Raw genomic sequence first — 17,819 nt, 5'->3', positions numbered from 1 at the left:
AGATGCCAATTACAAAATCAGCAAAAAAAGCACTTCGTGGTTCAGAGCGCAAAAAGGTTATAAATGACCGACGCACAAAGATCATGAAAGACACAATCAAGCGTGTAGAAAAGCTAGCAAAGGACAAGAAAGCCGATGCGAAGAAAATGCTACCTGTTGCATACGCTGCAATCGACAAAGCTATGAAGCGCGGTGTTATCAAGAAAAACAACGCTTCTCGCAAGAAAGCTCGTCTATCAAAAATCACAAAGTAAAAATTGCCCCCTCCGGGGCAATTTTGCTATCTGGCTCAAAATTTATTTTTGCGATACACTAGGTAAGTTAATATTAAACAAAAGAAATATGTCACTAATAAATTTTTACGGAGAGGAGTGTCCACACTGCCAACATATGCATACTGTGGTAGAAAAGCTTGAGAAAGAAGAGGGAATAAAAGTAGAAAAAATAGAAGTTTGGCACAACAAAGAGAATCTAAAGAAGCTTGAAGATCTCGATAAGGGTGTCTGCGGAGGAGTACCTTTTTTCATAAACACAGACTCAGGCAAAACTATTTGTGGTGAAGCAGAATACGAAGCTCTCAAATCTTGGGCGAAGGGAGAATAAAAACACCGAAAGGTGTTTTTGGTTTACAAATCAACGAAAATACAGTATATTGCAATCTGCTACGGCCCCGTAGTTCAACGGATAGAATGCAAGATTGCGGATCTTGTGATCCAAGTTCGATTCTTGGCGGGGTCACCAATACTAAAAAGACTGGACTGCTCCAGTCTTTTTAGTATTGGTGACGGGCGCAGTGATGTTTTGCAAGTATGCAAAACCGCGAGGCGGGGTCGAGAAATTTTACGAGCGACGGCGAGTAAAATATTCGTGACCACCAAAAACCCTCGTTTGAGGTGGTTTCTTAAAATGATACTATAGAAATTCATGAACAATATGCTAATAAAAGTGACTTTTATATCAGGACTGAAAGAGGTGGTTTTGCATGAAATGTCTCGATATCCAAAACTTAAAATATATGAAGAAGGGGATGAAGAAATATATCTCGATTTGAGTAGTGATTTTAAAATTCTGACGGAATTGAAAAGTATTATAAATATTTATGTGATTAAAAGGAGTGATGAGTTCAACCCATATTTTATTTCTAAACACAAATCAGTTTTGGGGGAAATAATCGATATTGTATTGAAAGGAAGTACTGATAAATTTAAAACATTCAGACTTAGTTGTGCTGGATCTGATTCTAAAGAAGTTAAAGAAATCAAAGATTTTATTATTCAAACCTACAAACTAACCTCAGAAAATGAAGCTGATTTAGATATATTTATAGGTAAGGCAAATAGTTCATGGGAAGTAGGAGTACGTCTAACTTCACGACCCTTAACTCTTCGAGATTATAGAGTAGAAAATATTAAAGGTGGACTAAATCCTACTGTTGCTTATGCAATGAATAGTTTTTGCGAACTTGATTCTGCCCATTCATATTTAAACATATTTTCTGGTAGCGCAACTCTTCTCATTGAAGCGGGGTTGATCAACAAGAATCTAAGACTTGTCGGATTTGATAGTAATGGAAAGAGTAATGCATTGGCAGTTGAGAATATCAAGAAGGCTGGACTTATAAAACTAATACAACTAAAAACAGCTGATATTTTCAACAAGCCAGACTTAGGAAGTTTTGATGTTATTGCGTCTGATTTGCCTTTTGGTATGCAAATTTCAAAAGATGAAGATTTGAAAAAGCTATATCAATGTTTTGTAGAATATAGCGAAGAATTTTTAAACTCAAAAGGAACACTTGTTGTGTATACAACGGAGCATAAACTTTTGACGTCTATACTTGATAAGTCAAAGTTTAAGATCATTAAATTATTTGACCTGAAGGTCTCAACGGTAGTAGGAGCTTATATTTATCCGAAGATTTTTGTTTGTAAGTTTTAAAACCCCAACCTATCTAAAATCCGATGAAGTCCTGGTTCATGGAGCTCTTCCTCCTTCATATATTTCAATAAAAATTCTTTTAGTCCGTCGGTGTCTACATTTTCAGGAATCAATATCGTAATGTGGGGGAGTATGGCCCGGTCTATGTGTATTATGAGTTCATTGTGGCTTTCGTGTTCACCAATCCAGAAAGCTTTGATTTTGTGGTATGGGAAAAAATAACTTCCAATGCGAATACCTTTTTCGTCTATGGTATAAGTTACTAAATCAGGTTTTTTTACACTAAAAATAGCAATACTTACACTTGCGAGTATTATGAAAATTCCAAAAAGATAATTTTTGAAAATAAAAGACGCAATGCATGTAGAGACTGCAATAATACCAAGAGCCCAATACCAGTCTACTTTTCTTTCACGGTATTCATATTCAAGTGCTTGCCAGGTTGCACTAACTTTACCCTGTTCATCCATGTTTTAAATTTTAGCATGAACTAATATAAAAAAATACAAAGCCCGGAGTATTCCGGGCTTAAAAACTAATTTTTTATTTTTAAAATTCCTATTTTATCTAAAAAAATTATGTATCTATAATAACGATCAAATTGTCCATGGGCACCAAAATTTACATGACTTGGAAATTTGTGGTGGTCATTGTGATAGGCTTCTCCGCCCATCAGAATATCATTTTCAAAAAGATTTTTTGATGAATCTCCTGTATCGTTTGGAGCTTTGCCGTATTTATGAGCAAACCAGTTTATGATTGCTCCGTGTACCGGTGCCATCGTTAGGTGAAAGGGTATTAGCAAGTAGCAATAAATCGGCGGATCAATCCATATGTATATGGATATATATATTCCTGCCCATGCAAGCCTGCACCACCAAGAACTTGCGAATCTATCAAACCTCCTCCATTCGGGTACACCCTCTTTCATCTTTTCATTTACAGGATATATTCCTTTTGAGATTTGTGAATATATAACCTTGGTTCGCCACATGAGCTTGAAAAGTCCCCATGGGCCACTGAATAGGTCTGCTGGGTGAGGATCTTTGTCTGTGTCTGAATACGCATGATGTAGTCTGTGTAAGACTCCGTATACATACGCTGATAAGTAAGACGGCCCCATAAATAAAAAAGCCATAACCCAGAAAATTTTTTCTACACCAGGTTTCATTTCGAATTGTTTATGCGCTGAGTACCTGTGCATAAAAATACTTTGTACTGCCAAAGATAACTCCCAGTGTAAAATAAAAATAAATAAGACAAGTAAAATGTCGTTCAATATTTCCATACGTTTTTGTTTAAAAGTTCTATCTGAGGGCTAGTCTATCATAGTAAACAAAAAATCCCTCACGAGCGTGATGGATTTTAAGGTTTTACTCGAAAGCTTGTTTTAGTTCTATGCGAGCAAGTTCTAGAGAGTTTTTGAATTGTTCTTGGATAATTTTCATTTTCTCTGCACTTTCTATTTCATACATTTCAATAGAAGTTTTAGGGTCTTGTGATTTTATTGTATTTTTTAGATTTTCACGAGCCTGTTCCATAGCTGATCTTAGATTTTCACGAATATCTCTAGTTGATACATCATTTTCACACTGTATACTGATTTCACTTATTGCAGAATTAACGCTATTTTTGAATTCATCCACAGCACTTCCAGCTATCTCATTTCTATTTTCTATTGCTATGTTTATGTTGCTTCTATAGTCTTGTATTATTTCATCAATCGCTAATCTGCGAGTCTCCAATGCGTTTTTTACTGATGTTTCATATTTTGCTATAGCCTGACGCTCAGCATCAGTTGTTGCCTTTGTATTTAAACTAGCTATTTGAGTTGAAAGCACTGTATCAGCCTCAAGTCTTTTTGCTTCACGCTTCGCATCTATTTCAGTCCATTTACTGCCTAGATCTGTCATACGGTTTTCTTTTTTTGTTTCGAACATAGTTTCACGTTCAGTGATTTTGCTAGATATTTTTGCATCTATTTCATTCCACTCGGAGCAAAAAATACTTGTCCTGTCGAAAGGGCTTGCCGCAAAAGTTTGTGTAGCAAAGAACAATGCAAACAAACTCAATATTGTAATGTTTATTTTATATATCTTGTTCATAAAATGGTTGATTAAAATCACTCGTTATATCACTTTCTGCTAAAGCCAAGGTAAAAGAACCTTCTTCTTTAAACAAATCCGAGTCATCTTCAATACTATACAGTGAATCTTCGATTGTGACAATAGGTTCTTTGATCTGTGTAGGTAGTGCAATTTTTTGTGCGTGCTGGTATTCGGGTATTAGCACTAGTGTTAAAAGCAGGGCACTAGGCACCAAGATCATACCCATCTTCCACCAAGAGTTTTTAACAGGCTGGTGCGCGTCTTTTGTGTAGAAAATCTCTTTTTCTGGTATTTGTTCCAAAATTGAGTTCAATATTTCTTTTGGGGCTACAATAGAATTTTCTAAAATTCGAGCAGATTCAAAAAAAGAAACAAGCTCACTCATGCTTTCATCGCTTTTATTTTCCACAGAAAAGACCTCATTTAGTTCTTTTTCTAAATCAGTTTTTTCTATTTTGTTTTTGTCGATGTTTTTCATATATCTTTTTTATTTAAATTTTCTTTTAGAATCTTGAGAGCTCTTGATTGGAGTTGTCTTATTGCATCTTCGCGCTTGCCTAGTGTTTCAGAGATTTCTTTGTAGGACATATCATGAATGAATCTCATGGTGATTACTTCTCGCTGTTCTTCGGTTAGGTTTTGCATAGCCTTTTCGACTCCCGCAAATTCTATCTGACTATCTATCGATTCCTCGATTCCTATTTCAGAGGACGGGATATCTGGCATTTCTTCATTGTCTAATATATACAGATCTTTTTTCTTGCGCCGGTAATCTATCAGAGTGTTTCTGGCTACAGTGTAGAAGTAAGCTAGAGGTTCATTTTTGGACACCTCAACTGTATCTAGTACCTTGTAAACTTTTAGAAAAACAGTTTGAGATAGATCAGACGCCTCTTCTTTGTCTTTAAGTCGAAAGTATAGGTATCGGTATATAGGTGTGTAGAAAAGCTCGTATAGCTTCCCGTACGCTTCATTATTCCCAGCTTTTGCAAGCTCTATTAGTTCTTTTGGGTCCATGTTTTTACCTGTCGATTTATCTACCATATATAACGTATAGTATAGCTTTTTGTGATTTTTACGCCAAAAGAAAATAGAGGCTAAAAGCCTCTATTGATTAAATTCCCAATACCTCTTGCCAATTATCCATATCCCAGCGGATTCGTTTATTTTCCGTCAGATGGCGGTTGTAGGAGGTGTCATAGACTATATGTTCCCATATTGGCACCTCGCGAAGACCCGTGATATCTGGCCTGTCGTCGATTAGCATGTCGCCACCTACTATAGTTTTGTCATAGGCATAGGTAACTTTTTTTGTATATTTTTTACCCAAATGTTTTTCAATCCACTCGTGTTTTTCTGATAGCGAATGACCGGCGTATTTTAGTGGGGCAGTGCATAGCATTATTTCGTGCCCCCTACTCTCAATAAGTTTTACAGCTTCGATACTTCCAGGAATTGGTTTTAGTTTTTTGAAGAATTCTTTTTGATAGTAAACTGAAATTATTTCTTGCTTCATTTCTTCGGGAAAACTATCCTCTAGAAAGTAACTCTGTCTGTCCCTGAGTTTGTCTTTGTATTCTTCTGGGCATACCTTTTCCCATATTTCTAGAAAACCTGTTTCAAAATCCGCCAGTACTCCATCTTGATCAATCAAGTATAGTTTCAAGTGTTTGTGTATGTACATATTCTTTTATTTGTCCGCACATTACCACAAAACTTAGAAAAATCAAATTTCTTGCTCTATTGCCTTATTATTGTTATACAAAGATAGAAGTAAATTAAAATTATATAAATGAGAAAACTTGTAATATTTGGAGCTGGTCCTATAGGTAGGATGCTCGCACATGTATTTTATAGAGAATTTCAAACTGTATTTGTGGATGTAAACCAGTCTCTGATTGAAACAATAAATTCAAGAAGAGAATTTGGTATGTCGATACTTGGAGAAAATACCCAAGAAGTAACAGTGCGAAATATAATTGCTATTTCTGGCAAGGATGAAAAAAGTGTATGCTCGCACATAAAAGATGCCGACCTGGTTTTGACTGCGGTTGGTATGCAGTCTATTCCATATATTGCGCCAGTGCTCGCACGAGCATTAGAGTATAGGGTGGAAAAGAGAGGGAATATCCCACTTTTTATAGTCGCATGCGAAAATGCCACAGAGCATAACAGTTCTTTTTTGAAAGAAAAGATCTTTGAAAATCTCGAAGATTCTAAAAAAGAACTGATTACCCGAAATCTTTTTGCACCAGACTGTATGATTGATCGTGTATCTATATTGCCAGGTGATTTGGAGCTCGAGGATGATCCTCTGAGAGTAAACGTAGAAGAATATTTTCAACTTTGTATCAAAAAAACAAATTTGGACTTTCCGGTTATACCTGTCGGTGTAAATATTGTTGAGGATCTGGAATCAGTGAAGAAGCAGAAACTTTTCACAGTAAACGCTACTCACGCACTGATTGCGTATTATGGATTTCATTTTGGGTACATGTATATACACGAGGCAATCGAAGATACTCGTGTGCGTTCACTTGTAAACGGAGTTCTAAATGAAATTGAATTCGTACTTGCAAGATACGGCATAAAAAGCGATGATCAAAAAAAATTCGCCGACAATGTTTTGATGAGATTTAAGAATAAAAATCTTAATGATCCAATTCTGCGTGTTGCAAGAGATCCGATGCGAAAAGCGAAAAATGGAGAAAGATTCATGATGCCTGCATTGATTGCACTTGAAAATGGAAGGTCTCCAGCGTATCTTGCATCAGGCCTCGCGGCGCTTTATCTGTATAAAAACCCAGAAGACGCAGGGTCTTTGCAACTTACTCATGATATAGAGATAAATGGGTTTGAAAATACAATCAAACAATATTCGTCACTCGATAAAGGAAGTGAATTATATAAACTCATAGAGCCACCGTACTATCTCGGCACTGTAAGATAAAAATCAAACCCCGCAATACTGCGGGGTTTTAATTTTGCGAATATGTTATTTCAATAAAAATCGGAGCGTTGAAACGAGACGAATCTTCTTGTATTCAGGAGATCCAGGATCTTTGTCAGTGATATCGAATACTCCTTGATTACCACGAGTTACTCTGCCTACATTGCTTCCCGCATTCTCAGCAAACTGTGAAGCTGTATCACGAGCGTTTTTTATAGCCTCTGCAAGCATCTCTGGCTTGATGCTATTCAAATCTGAGAATTCAAATGAGATATAGTTCTGATTTAAAACAACACCCTCTTTTACTAGTAACAGAGTTTCATTTGATGCGCTCTTAGCTAGGTCTACTTTTTTGGTATAGACTGCGACTTGGTTTGTCGAGTTGTATCTAAATGCAGCATCTCTGTAAGTGTCTTGGTAGATATTTACAGGGGCGACATTTATCTCAGTTTCTTCAAACCCTTTGTCTATAAGAAATTTTTTGATTGTAGCTATATTTTTCTCTATATCAGAATATAGTGTATCTACGTTGTTTGATTTAACCTCAAAGCTCAAGGACCAAATGGCTGTGTCTGCCTTTACGATTCTCTCTGAAAGGCCTTTTACCTCTACATACGAGCCTTGTTTAGAGAAATTACGAGCTGATAAAAAGAACACAAGAGAGAAAATCACGAGTGCTATACCTAGAATCCATGTCCAATTGTTTTTTAGTGTTTCCATGCTTTAATTATAGCATTTATCAAGGTGTAAACATATTGGATTTTAATACTCTAAATGTTCCGTTTTATTCAGAAATTTTTTGTAGAAACATTGTTGAGTTGTTCATGATGTACATATTGTAACGATCAGTCTTTAGTAAGTTAGACACAGCTTTTATCCAAGCGCTTTTTCTATTTTCAAATTTTTCTGCTCTATCAAACATTTCATGTCCATCCTTCTTGAAATCAAGAAGATATAACGGGTGAATTCTAAGGACTCCGTTGAGTACAAGAAGGTAGTCTATATTTTCAAATAAATTTTCAATATCTTTTGCTGTTTCAAGATACATAGGAACAGACCATGTTGCCCATATTTCATCTGCTTTTTCTATTTTCAAATTTTTTATCTCCTCACTCTCTGCTCCTAGTACAATGGATGAATAATTTTTTCTTTGATTTTTTTCCTTATCTTCAAATTTTATAAACGAATCTATATTCACAACCGAAGCTGGCTTAATATCAGATTCTGTAATCAGATCATTTATTGAATCTCCACCCCCAAGTAAAATTATTTTTTTATTATCAAGAGTCTTTTTTAATATTTCTTTTTTGTGTTCTTCGTTTAGAGAGCCTAAGTCAAATAAACTTTCAATTAACGGGCGTTTTTTACCAGAGACTTCTTTTGAAAAATCTCTGTTTATTTCTGTTCTGTCAAAATATTCTTCTCTGTCTTTTATTTTATCAAGATCGTCTATAGGGTTTGACATCTGTACTATGGATTCATTTAGATGTCTAAGTTCCTGGTTTAAAAGCATTAAAGGCATTTTTTCAGGTGTTCTGGATTCTATACGTTTAACCTCCTCCCAAATTAGAGGTTCTATAATATCCCAATTATCTTCTAGTTCTTCCTCATCCTTTCCTCCGAGATTTATTTTGCTAATAAGTACAGCCGAGGATATATATTCGGATACTCTGTGTATATACATTTCAGGATTTTCATATGGAAGTGAATCTATTTTTTTAGACCACCAGTAATCCTTGTTTTCTGGTCCAGACTTCTTATTTATTGGATTGTTTTCATTAAATTCATTCATAACGGTATTTTTATCATACTATATTGTGTTAGTGCCGTCATTTTGCTATTATGCCCTTGCATATACATAAGTATATTGGAGGCGTGGCTGAGATGGACGAGAAATGAACTGCTTCATTTCGAGTCGGTACACGTAAGTGACCGAACCACTCAGTCACGCTTCCCGAAGGGCGACAATACATAAGTATATTGGAGGCGTGGCTGAGTGGTTGAAGGCAACAGTCTTGAAAACTGTCGTATGGGAAACTGTACCGTGAGTTCGAATCTCACCGCCTCCGCAGATGAAAATCTTGGGAGTAGACTTTGGGACAAAAAGAATAGGGCTTGCACTATCAGATGATGGTGGGTCTTTGGCTTTTCCGGAAAGTATTATTTTAAATGATAAAAATGCTTTTAATAATATACGAAACATAATAGAGGGTCGTGAAGTTTCTGAAATAGTTGTAGGTCTCCCGACAGATACTGGCGGGGAAGACACTACAGCAACTGCTCAAGCAAAAAAATTTGCAGATGATCTCCAGGTTGAATTCAATCTACCCACTCATATGATGGATGAAAGGTTCAGTTCTTTTAGTGTTTTTTCAGAAAATACAGGTAAAGAAAATTTGAATGCCAGAAAACAAAAGATGATAAGACCAGTCGACGTAGATGCTCAAGCAGCAGCTATAATATTGCAGAGATATTTAGACTCACGTAATATAAAAATATGATTACATTTGATGATTTTAAAAAAGTAGAGATTTCTGTTGGGAAAATACTGTCTGTGGAAATTGTCCCAGACACTGACAAGTTGCTTAAGTTGTCAGTAGATTTTTCTGAATCTGAGGGTCCTCGCCAGATTGTTTCAGGTATTAAAGAATTTTTTCCTGATATACAGATTCTTGTAGGTAAAAAGTGTCTTTTTGTTACGAACTTAGAACCCCGCACAATAAAAGGCTTAGAATCAAATGGAATGCTTTTTGCACTTTCGACTGATGATGGCGGTTTTTCATTACTTGAACCAAACGAATCTATCCCAGTAGGAACTAAGGCACACTAGAATACTCCCAAAATTATAAAAGATAACGTATAATATAAATCATGCGTTCTCATTTTATAAGATCATTTTTTCCACCACCAACATTTTTAACTTTACGTTCGGTTGGTTTTGATGTTTCTGATCAATCAGTTAAATACGTAGAACTTGTTCGCTCTGAGCACGGGTTGAAACTTGGTGTGTATGGGTCAGCCAATATCCCTTCGGGTTTGATTTCTTCTGGTAAAATCGTAGACCAGATTAAATTGGTTTCTATTTTGGAAAAACTTAAGAAAGAGAAAAATTTAAACTACATAAGAGTTTCTTTGCCCGAAGAACAAATATATTCTTTTAGACAAATTATTCCCATAGTCCCTTATAAAGAAATCAGAAATACTCTTGAGCTATCACTAGAGGAGCATATTCCAATAAGTGCATCTGATGCAACTTTTGATTTTAAAATAATAGGTCAAGGCGAAGATAATTTATATGTTCAAGTTTCAGCAGTTTCGACAACCTTGGTCTCTAGTTATGTGGATATTTTTAACGAAGCATCACTCGTGCCCCTATCTTTTGAACTTGAAGGTGCGGCTCTGGCAAGAGCGCTTGTATTAAAGGGTGACGGAGGGACTTATCTAATTGCAGATTTTGGAGAAACACGCACAGGTGTGTCTATAGTTAGTGGTGGAATAGTTTTGTTTACGTCCACTATAGACATAGGAGGTTACGGTCTTACAAAGATGATTGAAAAAAGCCTCAATATATCTTTTGCTGAAGCGGAAATAATGAAGCGAACATATGGTTTACACAAAGCAAAAGATAATACAGATTTGTTTAGTGTACTTATAAACGGTGTTTCAGTTTTAAGAGATGAGATAAACAAGCATCTTATATATTGGCAGACACACAAAGACGAAGATGGAAAAGAGAGAAAACAGGTTGAAAAAATACTTTTATCTGGAGGTAATGCAAACATGAATGGTTTGTCAGAGTACTTATCACAAAGTCTACGTATGAAAGTAGAACTTGGAAATCCTTGGATAAATGTAGGTGGATACAAGCACGGTGTCCCCCCTATGAATGCGCGGGATGCTGTCGGATTTGCTACAGCAATAGGCTTAGCTTTAGGACATTACGAAAATGATTAATTTACTTCCATTTGAACAAAGGAATCTGATAGAACATAACTACAAGATGCGTTTCGTTGTTGTTATTATATTTTTTATAACAATACTACTTTTAGTGGCAATTATTTTCCTTATTCCATCTTTTGTTGTTGTGAATTCAAAATTAAAAGCAGCAGAGAATAATCTTGAAAGTATAAAATCGACTGAGGGTTTTAAAAATGACGAGACCCTTTCAGATATTATAAAAGATATAAATGTTCAGGTAGATAAAATTGCCCTAGAGGAAAAAGATTTGTCTTTTGTTGATCAAATAATTTTACCGGTTGTTAAATTGAAACCATCTCAGCTATCTTTGACTGAATTTTTGATTACCCATCAGGATAAAAATAACATCATGGTCCAAGTTGGGGGTCAGTCTCCAGACAGGGATACTTTGCTTCGTTTTGTTAATTCGCTAGAAGAGGTACCTGATTTTAAAGATGTCTTACTTCCTATTTCAGATTATGTGCCGGGTGAAGATATTGATTTTTCAGTTAGTTTTAAAATACAGATATGAAAAAGAATTCCCATATAAAATTTCTGATATTTAGTGTAATAGGGATACTTGCAGTGGTGGGTGTTTTCTTGTATGGAATAAATCTTATACAAAATACCACACAAAAAACTAGTGAAATAATGAGCAAGACAGAGGAGATAGTAAAGAAGAATTCTGAACTAAGTACAATAAAGAAAACAATTTCTGCTACAGAAGAAGATCGAGCAAAACTTCTGACATATTTCGTAACAGACAAAAGTATAGTAGCTTTTTTGGAATACTTAGAATCTTTGGGTGAAATAACAAATACAGATGCTTCTATAAAAGCTGTAGATTTGGATAAAGACGGTAATTCGGTTGTTGTCAGTATTGGCTCAACAGGCTCATATTCAGACTTGGTTAGATTCTCTAAACTTATAGAAAATATGCCGTATAGAATAGATGTGCAGAGTTTTGCGTTTGTTTCACAGAGTAAAACTTTAGAAGATGGTTCAGAAGATTCTCTTTGGGAGGTAAACATAACCATAAAACTTATAAGTTACCTACAGCTATAAAATATGAAATTTACTTTAAGTCACAATAAAAATACTGATACAAATAATCAATCAATAAAAATATCTAAAAAATTTGATGGATGGATATTTTTACTCGTATCTAGTTTTGTACTATTGGTTTTAATTTTTGCAGGAAGTGTTTTTTTCTTCAATAAAGTTAGTAAAGATGAATATTTCAAACCAGTGGTAAAAGAAGCCTCCCCTGAAATACTTTCTCGTGAAAAATTAAATAAAGTATTGGAGTATTTTGAAAATAGAAAAACAAAAACAGATGAAATATTGTCCACTCCTCTAATATTACCTGACCCTTCTTTATAAAAATAAACCCCCTTGCTTGTGCAAGGGGGTTTATTCTGGTGCGCGATGCAAGACTCGAACTTGCGACCTTCCCGGTGTAAACGGGTTGCTCTACCAACTGAGCTAATCGCGCGACAACTTAAACAATACATCAAAACATTATTTTTTTCAATATTACTAGAAAAAAGCAAATATTATGTTATAATCCGCGCACGTCCAATTTGGATTTGCCCCTGTAGTTAAATGGATATAACTGCGGACTTCTAAGCCGTTATTCGAGGTTCGATTCCTCGCGGGGGCACAAAAGCGCGAATTTAAAAAAGAATAAACTACTCTATTCTTTTTCGCTTTTGTGAGACACAGGTATATTGCGCAGCAATACCGAGTCGAGGTCGCGAGTACTTGGTCCGCAGAGTGTGTGCTTATACCAGTAGGCTTAGTAACTCGTGACCAAAGATTTAATTAACGTACTGGTATACTATTATTATGAAGCTAAAAGATATAACTCTCTACGAAGACGAACATGTTTTTGTGTTCAATAAACCATCAGGATTGATGGTTCATGGTGATGGGAAAAACACAGAAACAACTTTAGCAGACATGATTGTCAAAGAGCACCCTGAACTTAGTGAAATAGGGGAACCTTATAGATTTATGGATGCGGGTGTAGAAAAGATAATTCCTCGTCCTGGTATAGTTCATCGTCTAGACCGAGAGACTTCTGGGGTTATGGTGGTTGCTAAAACACAGAAATCTTTTTCATATTTAAAAAGACAATTTCATGATAGACAAGCGGAGAAGCACTACACAACTATAGTTTGGGGAGTTTTCCCAGAAAAAAGTGGAATGATAAATGCGCCTATTGCACGAAGCAAGGCTGATTTTAGAAAGTATCAAGCTGGTCGCGGAAAACGTGGGGTAGAGCGTGACGCACTTACTTTATACAGAGTTCTTGGGGTGATAAAAAACGAAGAAGGCACTTTTTCATTTTTAGATGTTGTTATTAAGACAGGGCGAACTCACCAGATCCGTGTGCACATGAAATACAAAAACCATCCTGTTTTAGGGGATACGTTCTATTCTCCTGAGCATCCGTACGCTCTAGGATTCAATCGCCTTGCTCTGCATGCTAGAAGTCTAAAATTCAACACCCCAGACAAGAAAGATCTACTTTTTGAAGCACCTCTACCCAAAGAATTTGAATCAGCCAAAGCCCTTGTCTTATAATAAAAAACGTGCTAAAGTTGCCTCCGTACCCAATCTCACTTGAGATCTAGTATTTATCTCGTAAAAGGTAGAGCAAGTAGCAAGGAAAATATCTGATATTTAATTTACAAAATAAATTTTTAATAATTATGACAACAGCATTTAAATTCACGCCAGTAAAAGTTGAAGAACGCAAGAATCTAGGTTTTTCGACTGGAGACACTATCCGTGTTTGGTCAAAAATCGAAGATAAAGGCAAGTTCCGCCTTCAGGCATTTGAAGGAATGGTTCTAGCGAGAAAGCATGGCACAACTCCAAGTGCGACTTTTACAGTTCGTAAGATTTCAAACGGTGTTGGTGTTGAAAGAATCTTTCCACTATATTCTCCAATGATTGATAAAATCGAGATTGTAAAACAAGCTCGTGCACGAAGAAGTAAACTCTACTATGTTCGTGAAAAAGCAGTTAGAGATATTCGCCGTAAGATGAAGACAGCAAAAGCTTATATAATGAACGAAAAGGAATCAGAAAGTGAACCAGAAGCAGAAACTGTAGAAGTAAAATCTGAAGAATAAAAAACATAAAACCCGAAAGGGTTTTTGTTTTATCTATTGAAATAAAATGCTTGTTTCTGTATAGTGGGTTTCTAGATATATGCGCGGGTGGCGAAATTTGAGGGAAGTATGAACGCACTACAAAGGTAGTGCAATCCGCCATGCGGGTAGTTTATTTATATTGTTTAGATATATGCGCGGGTGGCGAAATTGGTAGACGCACTACCTTGAGGTGGTAGCGCCCGCAAGGGCTTGGAAGTTCAAATCTTCTCCCGCGCACAAGCAACAAAAAACATTGGCTCACTGTCAGTGTTTTTTGTTGCTTGTAAGCTAGGAAGCAAGCAAACTGCTCATTTAGCAAAATGACCTACTGGGTTGCGCTTGCGTGAAGATTTGAAAGACTTTTCCGTACGAGCGGAGCGAGGTGGAAAAGTACCCGGGCTTCTAATAGCCAAATCTTCGACTTTTAAAAAATCGCGAGTCCGGGTCGGGAAATTTTGTGAGTGTCGACGAACAAAATATTCCTGACCACAGGAAAAACCCTTTTTGTCACAGAAAAGGGATTGGGAACGTTAAACACTTTAGTACTTGCAATAATACAAAAAATGTGTTATTATATAAGTCTAAAAAAATCAGTTCATTTCAAAAAAACAAACAAATTGCTTATGAAAAAAGCTTTTTTTATTGCGTTATTGGCATTCGCGATGCCGCTGGTAATTTCTGCTCAAACACCCATCCAGAGTTTTGTTCTGACAGAGATAGATGATTGCCTCTACCATATAACCGTCTCTTTTGAAGACGAATTGTATATGGACGAAACAATTCAGTTTGTCTTGAAAAGGACATCGGCTCCGGCGTCGGAAGTATTTAACATTTCTGACAACTTACCAGCTAATTTACAAAGCTGGTCAGGCGAAGTCGAATTTTTTATCGCAATACCTGATGGTTCGTATAAGTTTGCGACAAAGTTCGCAGGTGGACCAGTCACTTCAACCAATTTTACCGTTTCTGGTTGCGACATCGATGACGATTATCCAAACACCGGTTCCTACGATTACTATGCTTACGCTTTTGAAGGCGAGAGCGGTAAGACGGAAATGGGATTTCCGGATGTAGATATAGATGTTGATGAAGTCCAGCCCGGTTTGGCGAGAGTCAGTGTTGCTCGTGGAAATTTTACAGAGGACATGGAAATCACTACTTCTATATCAAGCGAGATGGAAGCGGGTGGAGCCTTGGCCAGTGCAACGTTTGGACACTTGGAAGATGTAGCCTCCCGTGCGGAAGAGCAGATTATTTATTTTGCCTTTCCTGCGGGCTACTATAAAGTGAAAACTAAATTGGAAGGAGAAATAAATGATGACACTTGGCCAGAATATGGAGAGGTGGTCTTATTGGAAGATGAAATTTTCCATTTGAACTCCAGTCTGTTTTCTAATCCTTTGTTACGCACAGACAATGAGTCAGAAGAAATGGAGACAGAAGAAGAAATTCTTATTTTTCCAAATCCATCGGATGGAAACTTTCATATAAGCAATATTTCCGGAATAAAAGAAATAAGGGTCTATTCAGTTGATGGAAGATTGGTTTACCGGTCCGAAGATCAAAGAACAGATTTTTATATTCAAAATACCGGAACATATTACCTGAATGTTATATCAGAAGATGACAGTAAATTCTGCCAGCAGATACAGGTAATTAAGTAATTTCTTAACCCTCGTTTTATACGGGGGTTTTTCTTATACTTGCTTTTTTAATAAAAATGTGGTATTATATAAGCTCACAAATTCAGTTCATTTTAAATAAATATGTTTATGAGAAAGATGTTTTTCGTATTATGCATGATTGCAGTGCCATTTATCTCCCAAGCGCAGTTTTGCTGGTGGGAGGATATAGATACCGATGTGTATCCGAATATCTGCATGGGGGACTTTGAAGTAGGAGAAGATTTCTTCATCTTTAAAAGTAAAACTTATACTGGAAATGAAGTCACCGAAATAAAATGGTGGCTGACAAAGTATACAGGAGATCCTGCGGGTGAAATTGTTGATCCTGGAGAGACATTTATTACTGATGAGAAAGTTTTTACATTTTCACGAACTCTCGAAGACTATGCTGATCCTTCATGGAGCTACAGACTACATTTGTGGGCGACGAATCTTGAAACAGGAATTTCAGATTCTGCAGTGTTCAATTACGTGAATCCGAACGCATACCCACCCGATGTGGATGTTAACTTCCAAGAAGGAGAAGGTTATTGTGAGCTTAAACTTCAGCTAGAGATGCGGGCCGACCTTGCCCCTTCTCATTTTGGATTTCAAGTATGGACAAGCACGGGCGACACTTTAGCGGATCATGAGTTTGCTCCGGCAAATCCTGATTATGAAGGAGGGCCTGAATTGACATTTGATGGGGAACTATACGATGGTGTCGGGATATATGTCCGGATGATTGCTGAAAGTGATGAAGGTATGGATTCACTAAACATGTATGCTCTGATTGATGAGTGTAGTTGGAATATTTTCAAAGAAGGAGAAATATCAAATCGACCATCTGTGTATCCGAATCCTGTAAATGACTTCGTATTCATAGTATCGAATTCCGCTTCTCTTGTAGAAGTAGATAATCTGAGTGGTAAAAAAGTTTTATCACAAGTGAATGATGGAAAAGTCTACCTGGGAGATTTACCCAGAGGGATGTATTTTCTGGTACTGTATAACAATGCAGGCATGAGAATTCACAGCCAGATGATTTTGAAGCAATAAAAAAATTTAATATACAAAAACCCCCGTTTTATACGGGGTTTTTCTTTTACCTTGTGCACGATTTGTTTTGTGTAGTATGATGTCTGTACAAGCATAAGTCGATTTATTTTTTTAATTTAATTTTTTATATATGTCATTCTTCAAAAATCCAGAATTTAATTCTATAAAGGTCCTATTACTTCTAGTCATTTTTGTTGGAACCGGATATTTTGTTTTTTCTAACAACACTGATCGATCAGTAGACCAAACAGGTAAAGTGTTTTTCAACAAGAAAGATAAAGTACAAGATTCTTCTCTTGAATCAAGAAAAATAATAGTATGGGGAAATACAGGCGAGTGTACTGTTGTTTATGATAATGGAACTTGGGCAGATGGTACAAGTCAGTATGATGCAAGTGGAAACTTTACTGGATGCTTACTGTCAGATGGAACTACTGTCACACCAGGAACTGTTGGAGTTGAAGATATTATTGAACACGGTGGACCAAAAGAAGTTAGTATAATAGAAGAGTCTATTAAGTAAAAAAGTTTATTATTAGTATTTTTAATTTTTAAATTTATGAGTTTTTTCAAAAACCCACAATACAATTCTATAAAAGTTGTTTTATTACTGGTCTTAATAGTCGGTTCAGGATATTTTGTATTTTCAAATAATACAAATCGTGGAATTGACCAGACTGGTAAGACTTTTTTTAATAAAAAAAATACAGACGAAAACCCTGGATCAAATGCTAGAAAAATAATTTTCTGGGGTGGTACAGGAACTTGTACTGTCATATTATCTAACGGATCTTTTATTGACGGAACAAGTGTTTACAATGAAGACGGAAGTCAAAAAGGTTGTCGTGATGCAGCTGGAAACTTATGGGAAATCGGAATGCCTGGGGTTGTAGATATAGACTACGGCGGACCAAAAAGTGAGGAAGCAATGATAGAAGTATCAGAATAAAAGATTAAAACCACCCAAGTGAGGGTGGTT

General features: G+C 36.2%; 24 protein-coding genes and 5 tRNA genes. 20 read left to right on the top strand and 9 right to left on the bottom strand.

Annotated features, from left to right (window positions below; all coding sequences use genetic code 11):
- Positions 1-2 precede the first annotated feature (2 nt).
- From IPJ63_01340 to IPJ63_01325, 4 genes are all read left to right on the top strand, one after another.
- A complete protein-coding gene (locus IPJ63_01340) occupies positions 3-254 on the top strand; it encodes a 30S ribosomal protein S20 (GenBank protein QQR76890.1) in 252 nt (83 codons plus the stop codon).
- Positions 255-342: 88 nt separating this feature from the next.
- Positions 343-603 (top strand): hypothetical protein, encoded by a 261-nt coding sequence (locus IPJ63_01335; protein ID QQR76889.1) that lies wholly within the window; start codon positions 343-345, stop codon positions 601-603.
- Between the two features lie 63 nt (positions 604-666).
- Positions 667-741, top strand: a tRNA-Arg gene (locus IPJ63_01330).
- A 183-nt stretch (positions 742-924) separates the two neighbouring features.
- Entirely contained in the window at positions 925-1,938 is a 1,014-nt protein-coding gene (locus IPJ63_01325; GenBank protein ID QQR76888.1) for a methyltransferase, read from the top strand.
- On the opposite strand, the gene IPJ63_01320 is transcribed toward IPJ63_01325, so the two are convergent.
- The 6 genes from IPJ63_01320 to IPJ63_01295 form a co-directional block, all read right to left on the bottom strand.
- Positions 1,935-2,408 (bottom strand): hypothetical protein, encoded by a 474-nt coding sequence (locus IPJ63_01320; protein QQR76887.1) that lies wholly within the window; start codon positions 2,406-2,408, stop codon positions 1,935-1,937. The two genes, IPJ63_01325 and IPJ63_01320, sit on opposite strands and share 4 nt — an antisense overlap.
- A 65-nt stretch (positions 2,409-2,473) precedes the next feature.
- A complete protein-coding gene (locus IPJ63_01315) occupies positions 2,474-3,226 on the bottom strand; it encodes a fatty acid desaturase (GenBank protein QQR76886.1) in 753 nt (250 codons plus the stop codon).
- 85 nt (positions 3,227-3,311) lie between these two features.
- On the bottom strand, positions 3,312-4,043 hold the full coding sequence (locus tag IPJ63_01310) for a hypothetical protein (protein QQR76885.1): 732 nt from the start codon (positions 4,041-4,043) through the stop codon (positions 3,312-3,314).
- Positions 4,027-4,524 carry a hypothetical protein gene (locus IPJ63_01305; protein QQR76884.1) on the bottom strand — a complete coding sequence of 166 codons (498 nt, stop codon included), beginning with the start codon at positions 4,522-4,524 and terminating at the stop codon, positions 4,027-4,029. Before IPJ63_01305 ends, IPJ63_01310 begins: the two co-directional genes overlap by 17 nt.
- The gene (locus tag IPJ63_01300; GenBank protein QQR76883.1) at positions 4,521-5,090 is read right to left on the bottom strand and encodes an RNA polymerase sigma factor; all 570 of its coding nucleotides are present in this window, start codon (positions 5,088-5,090) and stop codon (positions 4,521-4,523) included. Before IPJ63_01300 ends, IPJ63_01305 begins: the two co-directional genes overlap by 4 nt.
- A gap of 70 nt (positions 5,091-5,160) precedes the next feature.
- Complete coding sequence (locus IPJ63_01295) at positions 5,161-5,730, bottom strand: 5'-3'-deoxyribonucleotidase (protein ID QQR76882.1); 570 nt, start codon at positions 5,728-5,730, stop codon at positions 5,161-5,163.
- 108 nt (positions 5,731-5,838) lie between these two features.
- Here IPJ63_01295 and IPJ63_01290 point away from each other — a divergent pair, with 108 nt between their 5' ends.
- Positions 5,839-6,996 (top strand): hypothetical protein, encoded by a 1,158-nt coding sequence (locus IPJ63_01290; protein ID QQR76881.1) that lies wholly within the window; start codon positions 5,839-5,841, stop codon positions 6,994-6,996.
- Positions 6,997-7,041: 45 nt separating this feature from the next.
- Here IPJ63_01290 and IPJ63_01285 read toward each other — a convergent pair whose 3' ends face one another.
- On the bottom strand, positions 7,042-7,716 hold the full coding sequence (locus tag IPJ63_01285) for an SIMPL domain-containing protein (GenBank protein QQR76880.1): 675 nt from the start codon (positions 7,714-7,716) through the stop codon (positions 7,042-7,044).
- Positions 7,717-7,780: 64 nt separating this feature from the next.
- A complete protein-coding gene (locus IPJ63_01280) occupies positions 7,781-8,788 on the bottom strand; it encodes a hypothetical protein (protein ID QQR76879.1) in 1,008 nt (335 codons plus the stop codon).
- A 190-nt stretch (positions 8,789-8,978) separates the two neighbouring features.
- Here IPJ63_01280 and IPJ63_01275 point away from each other — a divergent pair.
- The 7 genes from IPJ63_01275 to IPJ63_01245 all read left to right on the top strand — a co-directional run bounded on the left by IPJ63_01275 (position 8,979) and on the right by IPJ63_01245 (position 12,336).
- Positions 8,979-9,065, top strand: a tRNA-Ser gene (locus IPJ63_01275).
- Between the two features lie 3 nt (positions 9,066-9,068).
- Positions 9,069-9,497, top strand: a complete 429-nt coding sequence (gene ruvX, locus IPJ63_01270) for a Holliday junction resolvase RuvX (protein QQR76878.1) — start codon at positions 9,069-9,071, stop codon at positions 9,495-9,497.
- Positions 9,494-9,826, top strand: a complete 333-nt coding sequence (locus IPJ63_01265; protein QQR76877.1) for a hypothetical protein — start codon at positions 9,494-9,496, stop codon at positions 9,824-9,826. Before ruvX ends, IPJ63_01265 begins: the two co-directional genes overlap by 4 nt.
- 41 nt (positions 9,827-9,867) lie before the next feature.
- On the top strand, positions 9,868-10,950 hold the full coding sequence (pilM, locus tag IPJ63_01260; GenBank protein QQR76876.1) for a pilus assembly protein PilM: 1,083 nt from the start codon (positions 9,868-9,870) through the stop codon (positions 10,948-10,950).
- Positions 10,943-11,485, top strand: coding sequence for a hypothetical protein (locus IPJ63_01255; protein QQR76875.1), 543 nt, complete (start codon positions 10,943-10,945; stop codon positions 11,483-11,485). Before pilM ends, IPJ63_01255 begins: the two co-directional genes overlap by 8 nt.
- Positions 11,482-12,018, top strand: coding sequence for a hypothetical protein (locus tag IPJ63_01250; GenBank protein ID QQR76874.1), 537 nt, complete (start codon positions 11,482-11,484; stop codon positions 12,016-12,018). Before IPJ63_01255 ends, IPJ63_01250 begins: the two co-directional genes overlap by 4 nt.
- Positions 12,019-12,021: 3 nt before the next feature.
- Positions 12,022-12,336: a hypothetical protein gene (locus IPJ63_01245; GenBank protein ID QQR76873.1), complete on the top strand. Its 315-nt coding sequence runs from the start codon at positions 12,022-12,024 to the stop codon at positions 12,334-12,336.
- A gap of 36 nt (positions 12,337-12,372) precedes the next feature.
- On the opposite strand, the gene IPJ63_01240 is transcribed toward IPJ63_01245, so the two are convergent.
- Positions 12,373-12,448, bottom strand: a tRNA-Val gene (locus IPJ63_01240).
- A gap of 96 nt (positions 12,449-12,544) precedes the next feature.
- Here IPJ63_01240 and IPJ63_01235 point away from each other — a divergent pair.
- The 8 genes from IPJ63_01235 (at position 12,545) to IPJ63_01200 (ending at position 17,789) form a co-directional block, all read left to right on the top strand.
- A tRNA-Arg gene (locus tag IPJ63_01235) sits at positions 12,545-12,616 on the top strand.
- Between the two features lie 185 nt (positions 12,617-12,801).
- Complete coding sequence (locus IPJ63_01230; protein ID QQR76872.1) at positions 12,802-13,542, top strand: RluA family pseudouridine synthase; 741 nt, start codon at positions 12,802-12,804, stop codon at positions 13,540-13,542.
- A 128-nt stretch (positions 13,543-13,670) separates the two neighbouring features.
- Positions 13,671-14,096, top strand: a complete 426-nt coding sequence (gene rplS / locus IPJ63_01225) for a 50S ribosomal protein L19 (GenBank protein ID QQR76871.1) — start codon at positions 13,671-13,673, stop codon at positions 14,094-14,096.
- 174 nt (positions 14,097-14,270) lie between these two features.
- Positions 14,271-14,354: transfer RNA gene (locus IPJ63_01220), tRNA-Leu, on the top strand.
- Positions 14,355-14,740: 386 nt separating this feature from the next.
- Entirely contained in the window at positions 14,741-15,781 is a 1,041-nt protein-coding gene (locus IPJ63_01215) for a T9SS type A sorting domain-containing protein (GenBank protein QQR76870.1), read from the top strand.
- A gap of 108 nt (positions 15,782-15,889) precedes the next feature.
- Entirely contained in the window at positions 15,890-16,840 is a 951-nt protein-coding gene (locus IPJ63_01210) for a T9SS type A sorting domain-containing protein (protein QQR76869.1), read from the top strand.
- Between the two features lie 130 nt (positions 16,841-16,970).
- Positions 16,971-17,363 (top strand): hypothetical protein, encoded by a 393-nt coding sequence (locus tag IPJ63_01205; GenBank protein ID QQR76868.1) that lies wholly within the window; start codon positions 16,971-16,973, stop codon positions 17,361-17,363.
- 36 nt (positions 17,364-17,399) lie between these two features.
- Positions 17,400-17,789 (top strand): hypothetical protein, encoded by a 390-nt coding sequence (locus tag IPJ63_01200; GenBank protein QQR76867.1) that lies wholly within the window; start codon positions 17,400-17,402, stop codon positions 17,787-17,789.
- The last annotated feature ends 30 nt before the right edge of the window (positions 17,790-17,819 follow it).

This window comes from Candidatus Nomurabacteria bacterium (genome assembly GCA_016699365.1).
Lineage (GTDB): Bacteria > Patescibacteriota > Minisyncoccia > Phycocordibacterales > UBA9973 > CAZLWF01.
Note: the sequence above shows the minus strand (reverse complement) of the source record. Positions and strands in the feature narration are given on the sequence as shown.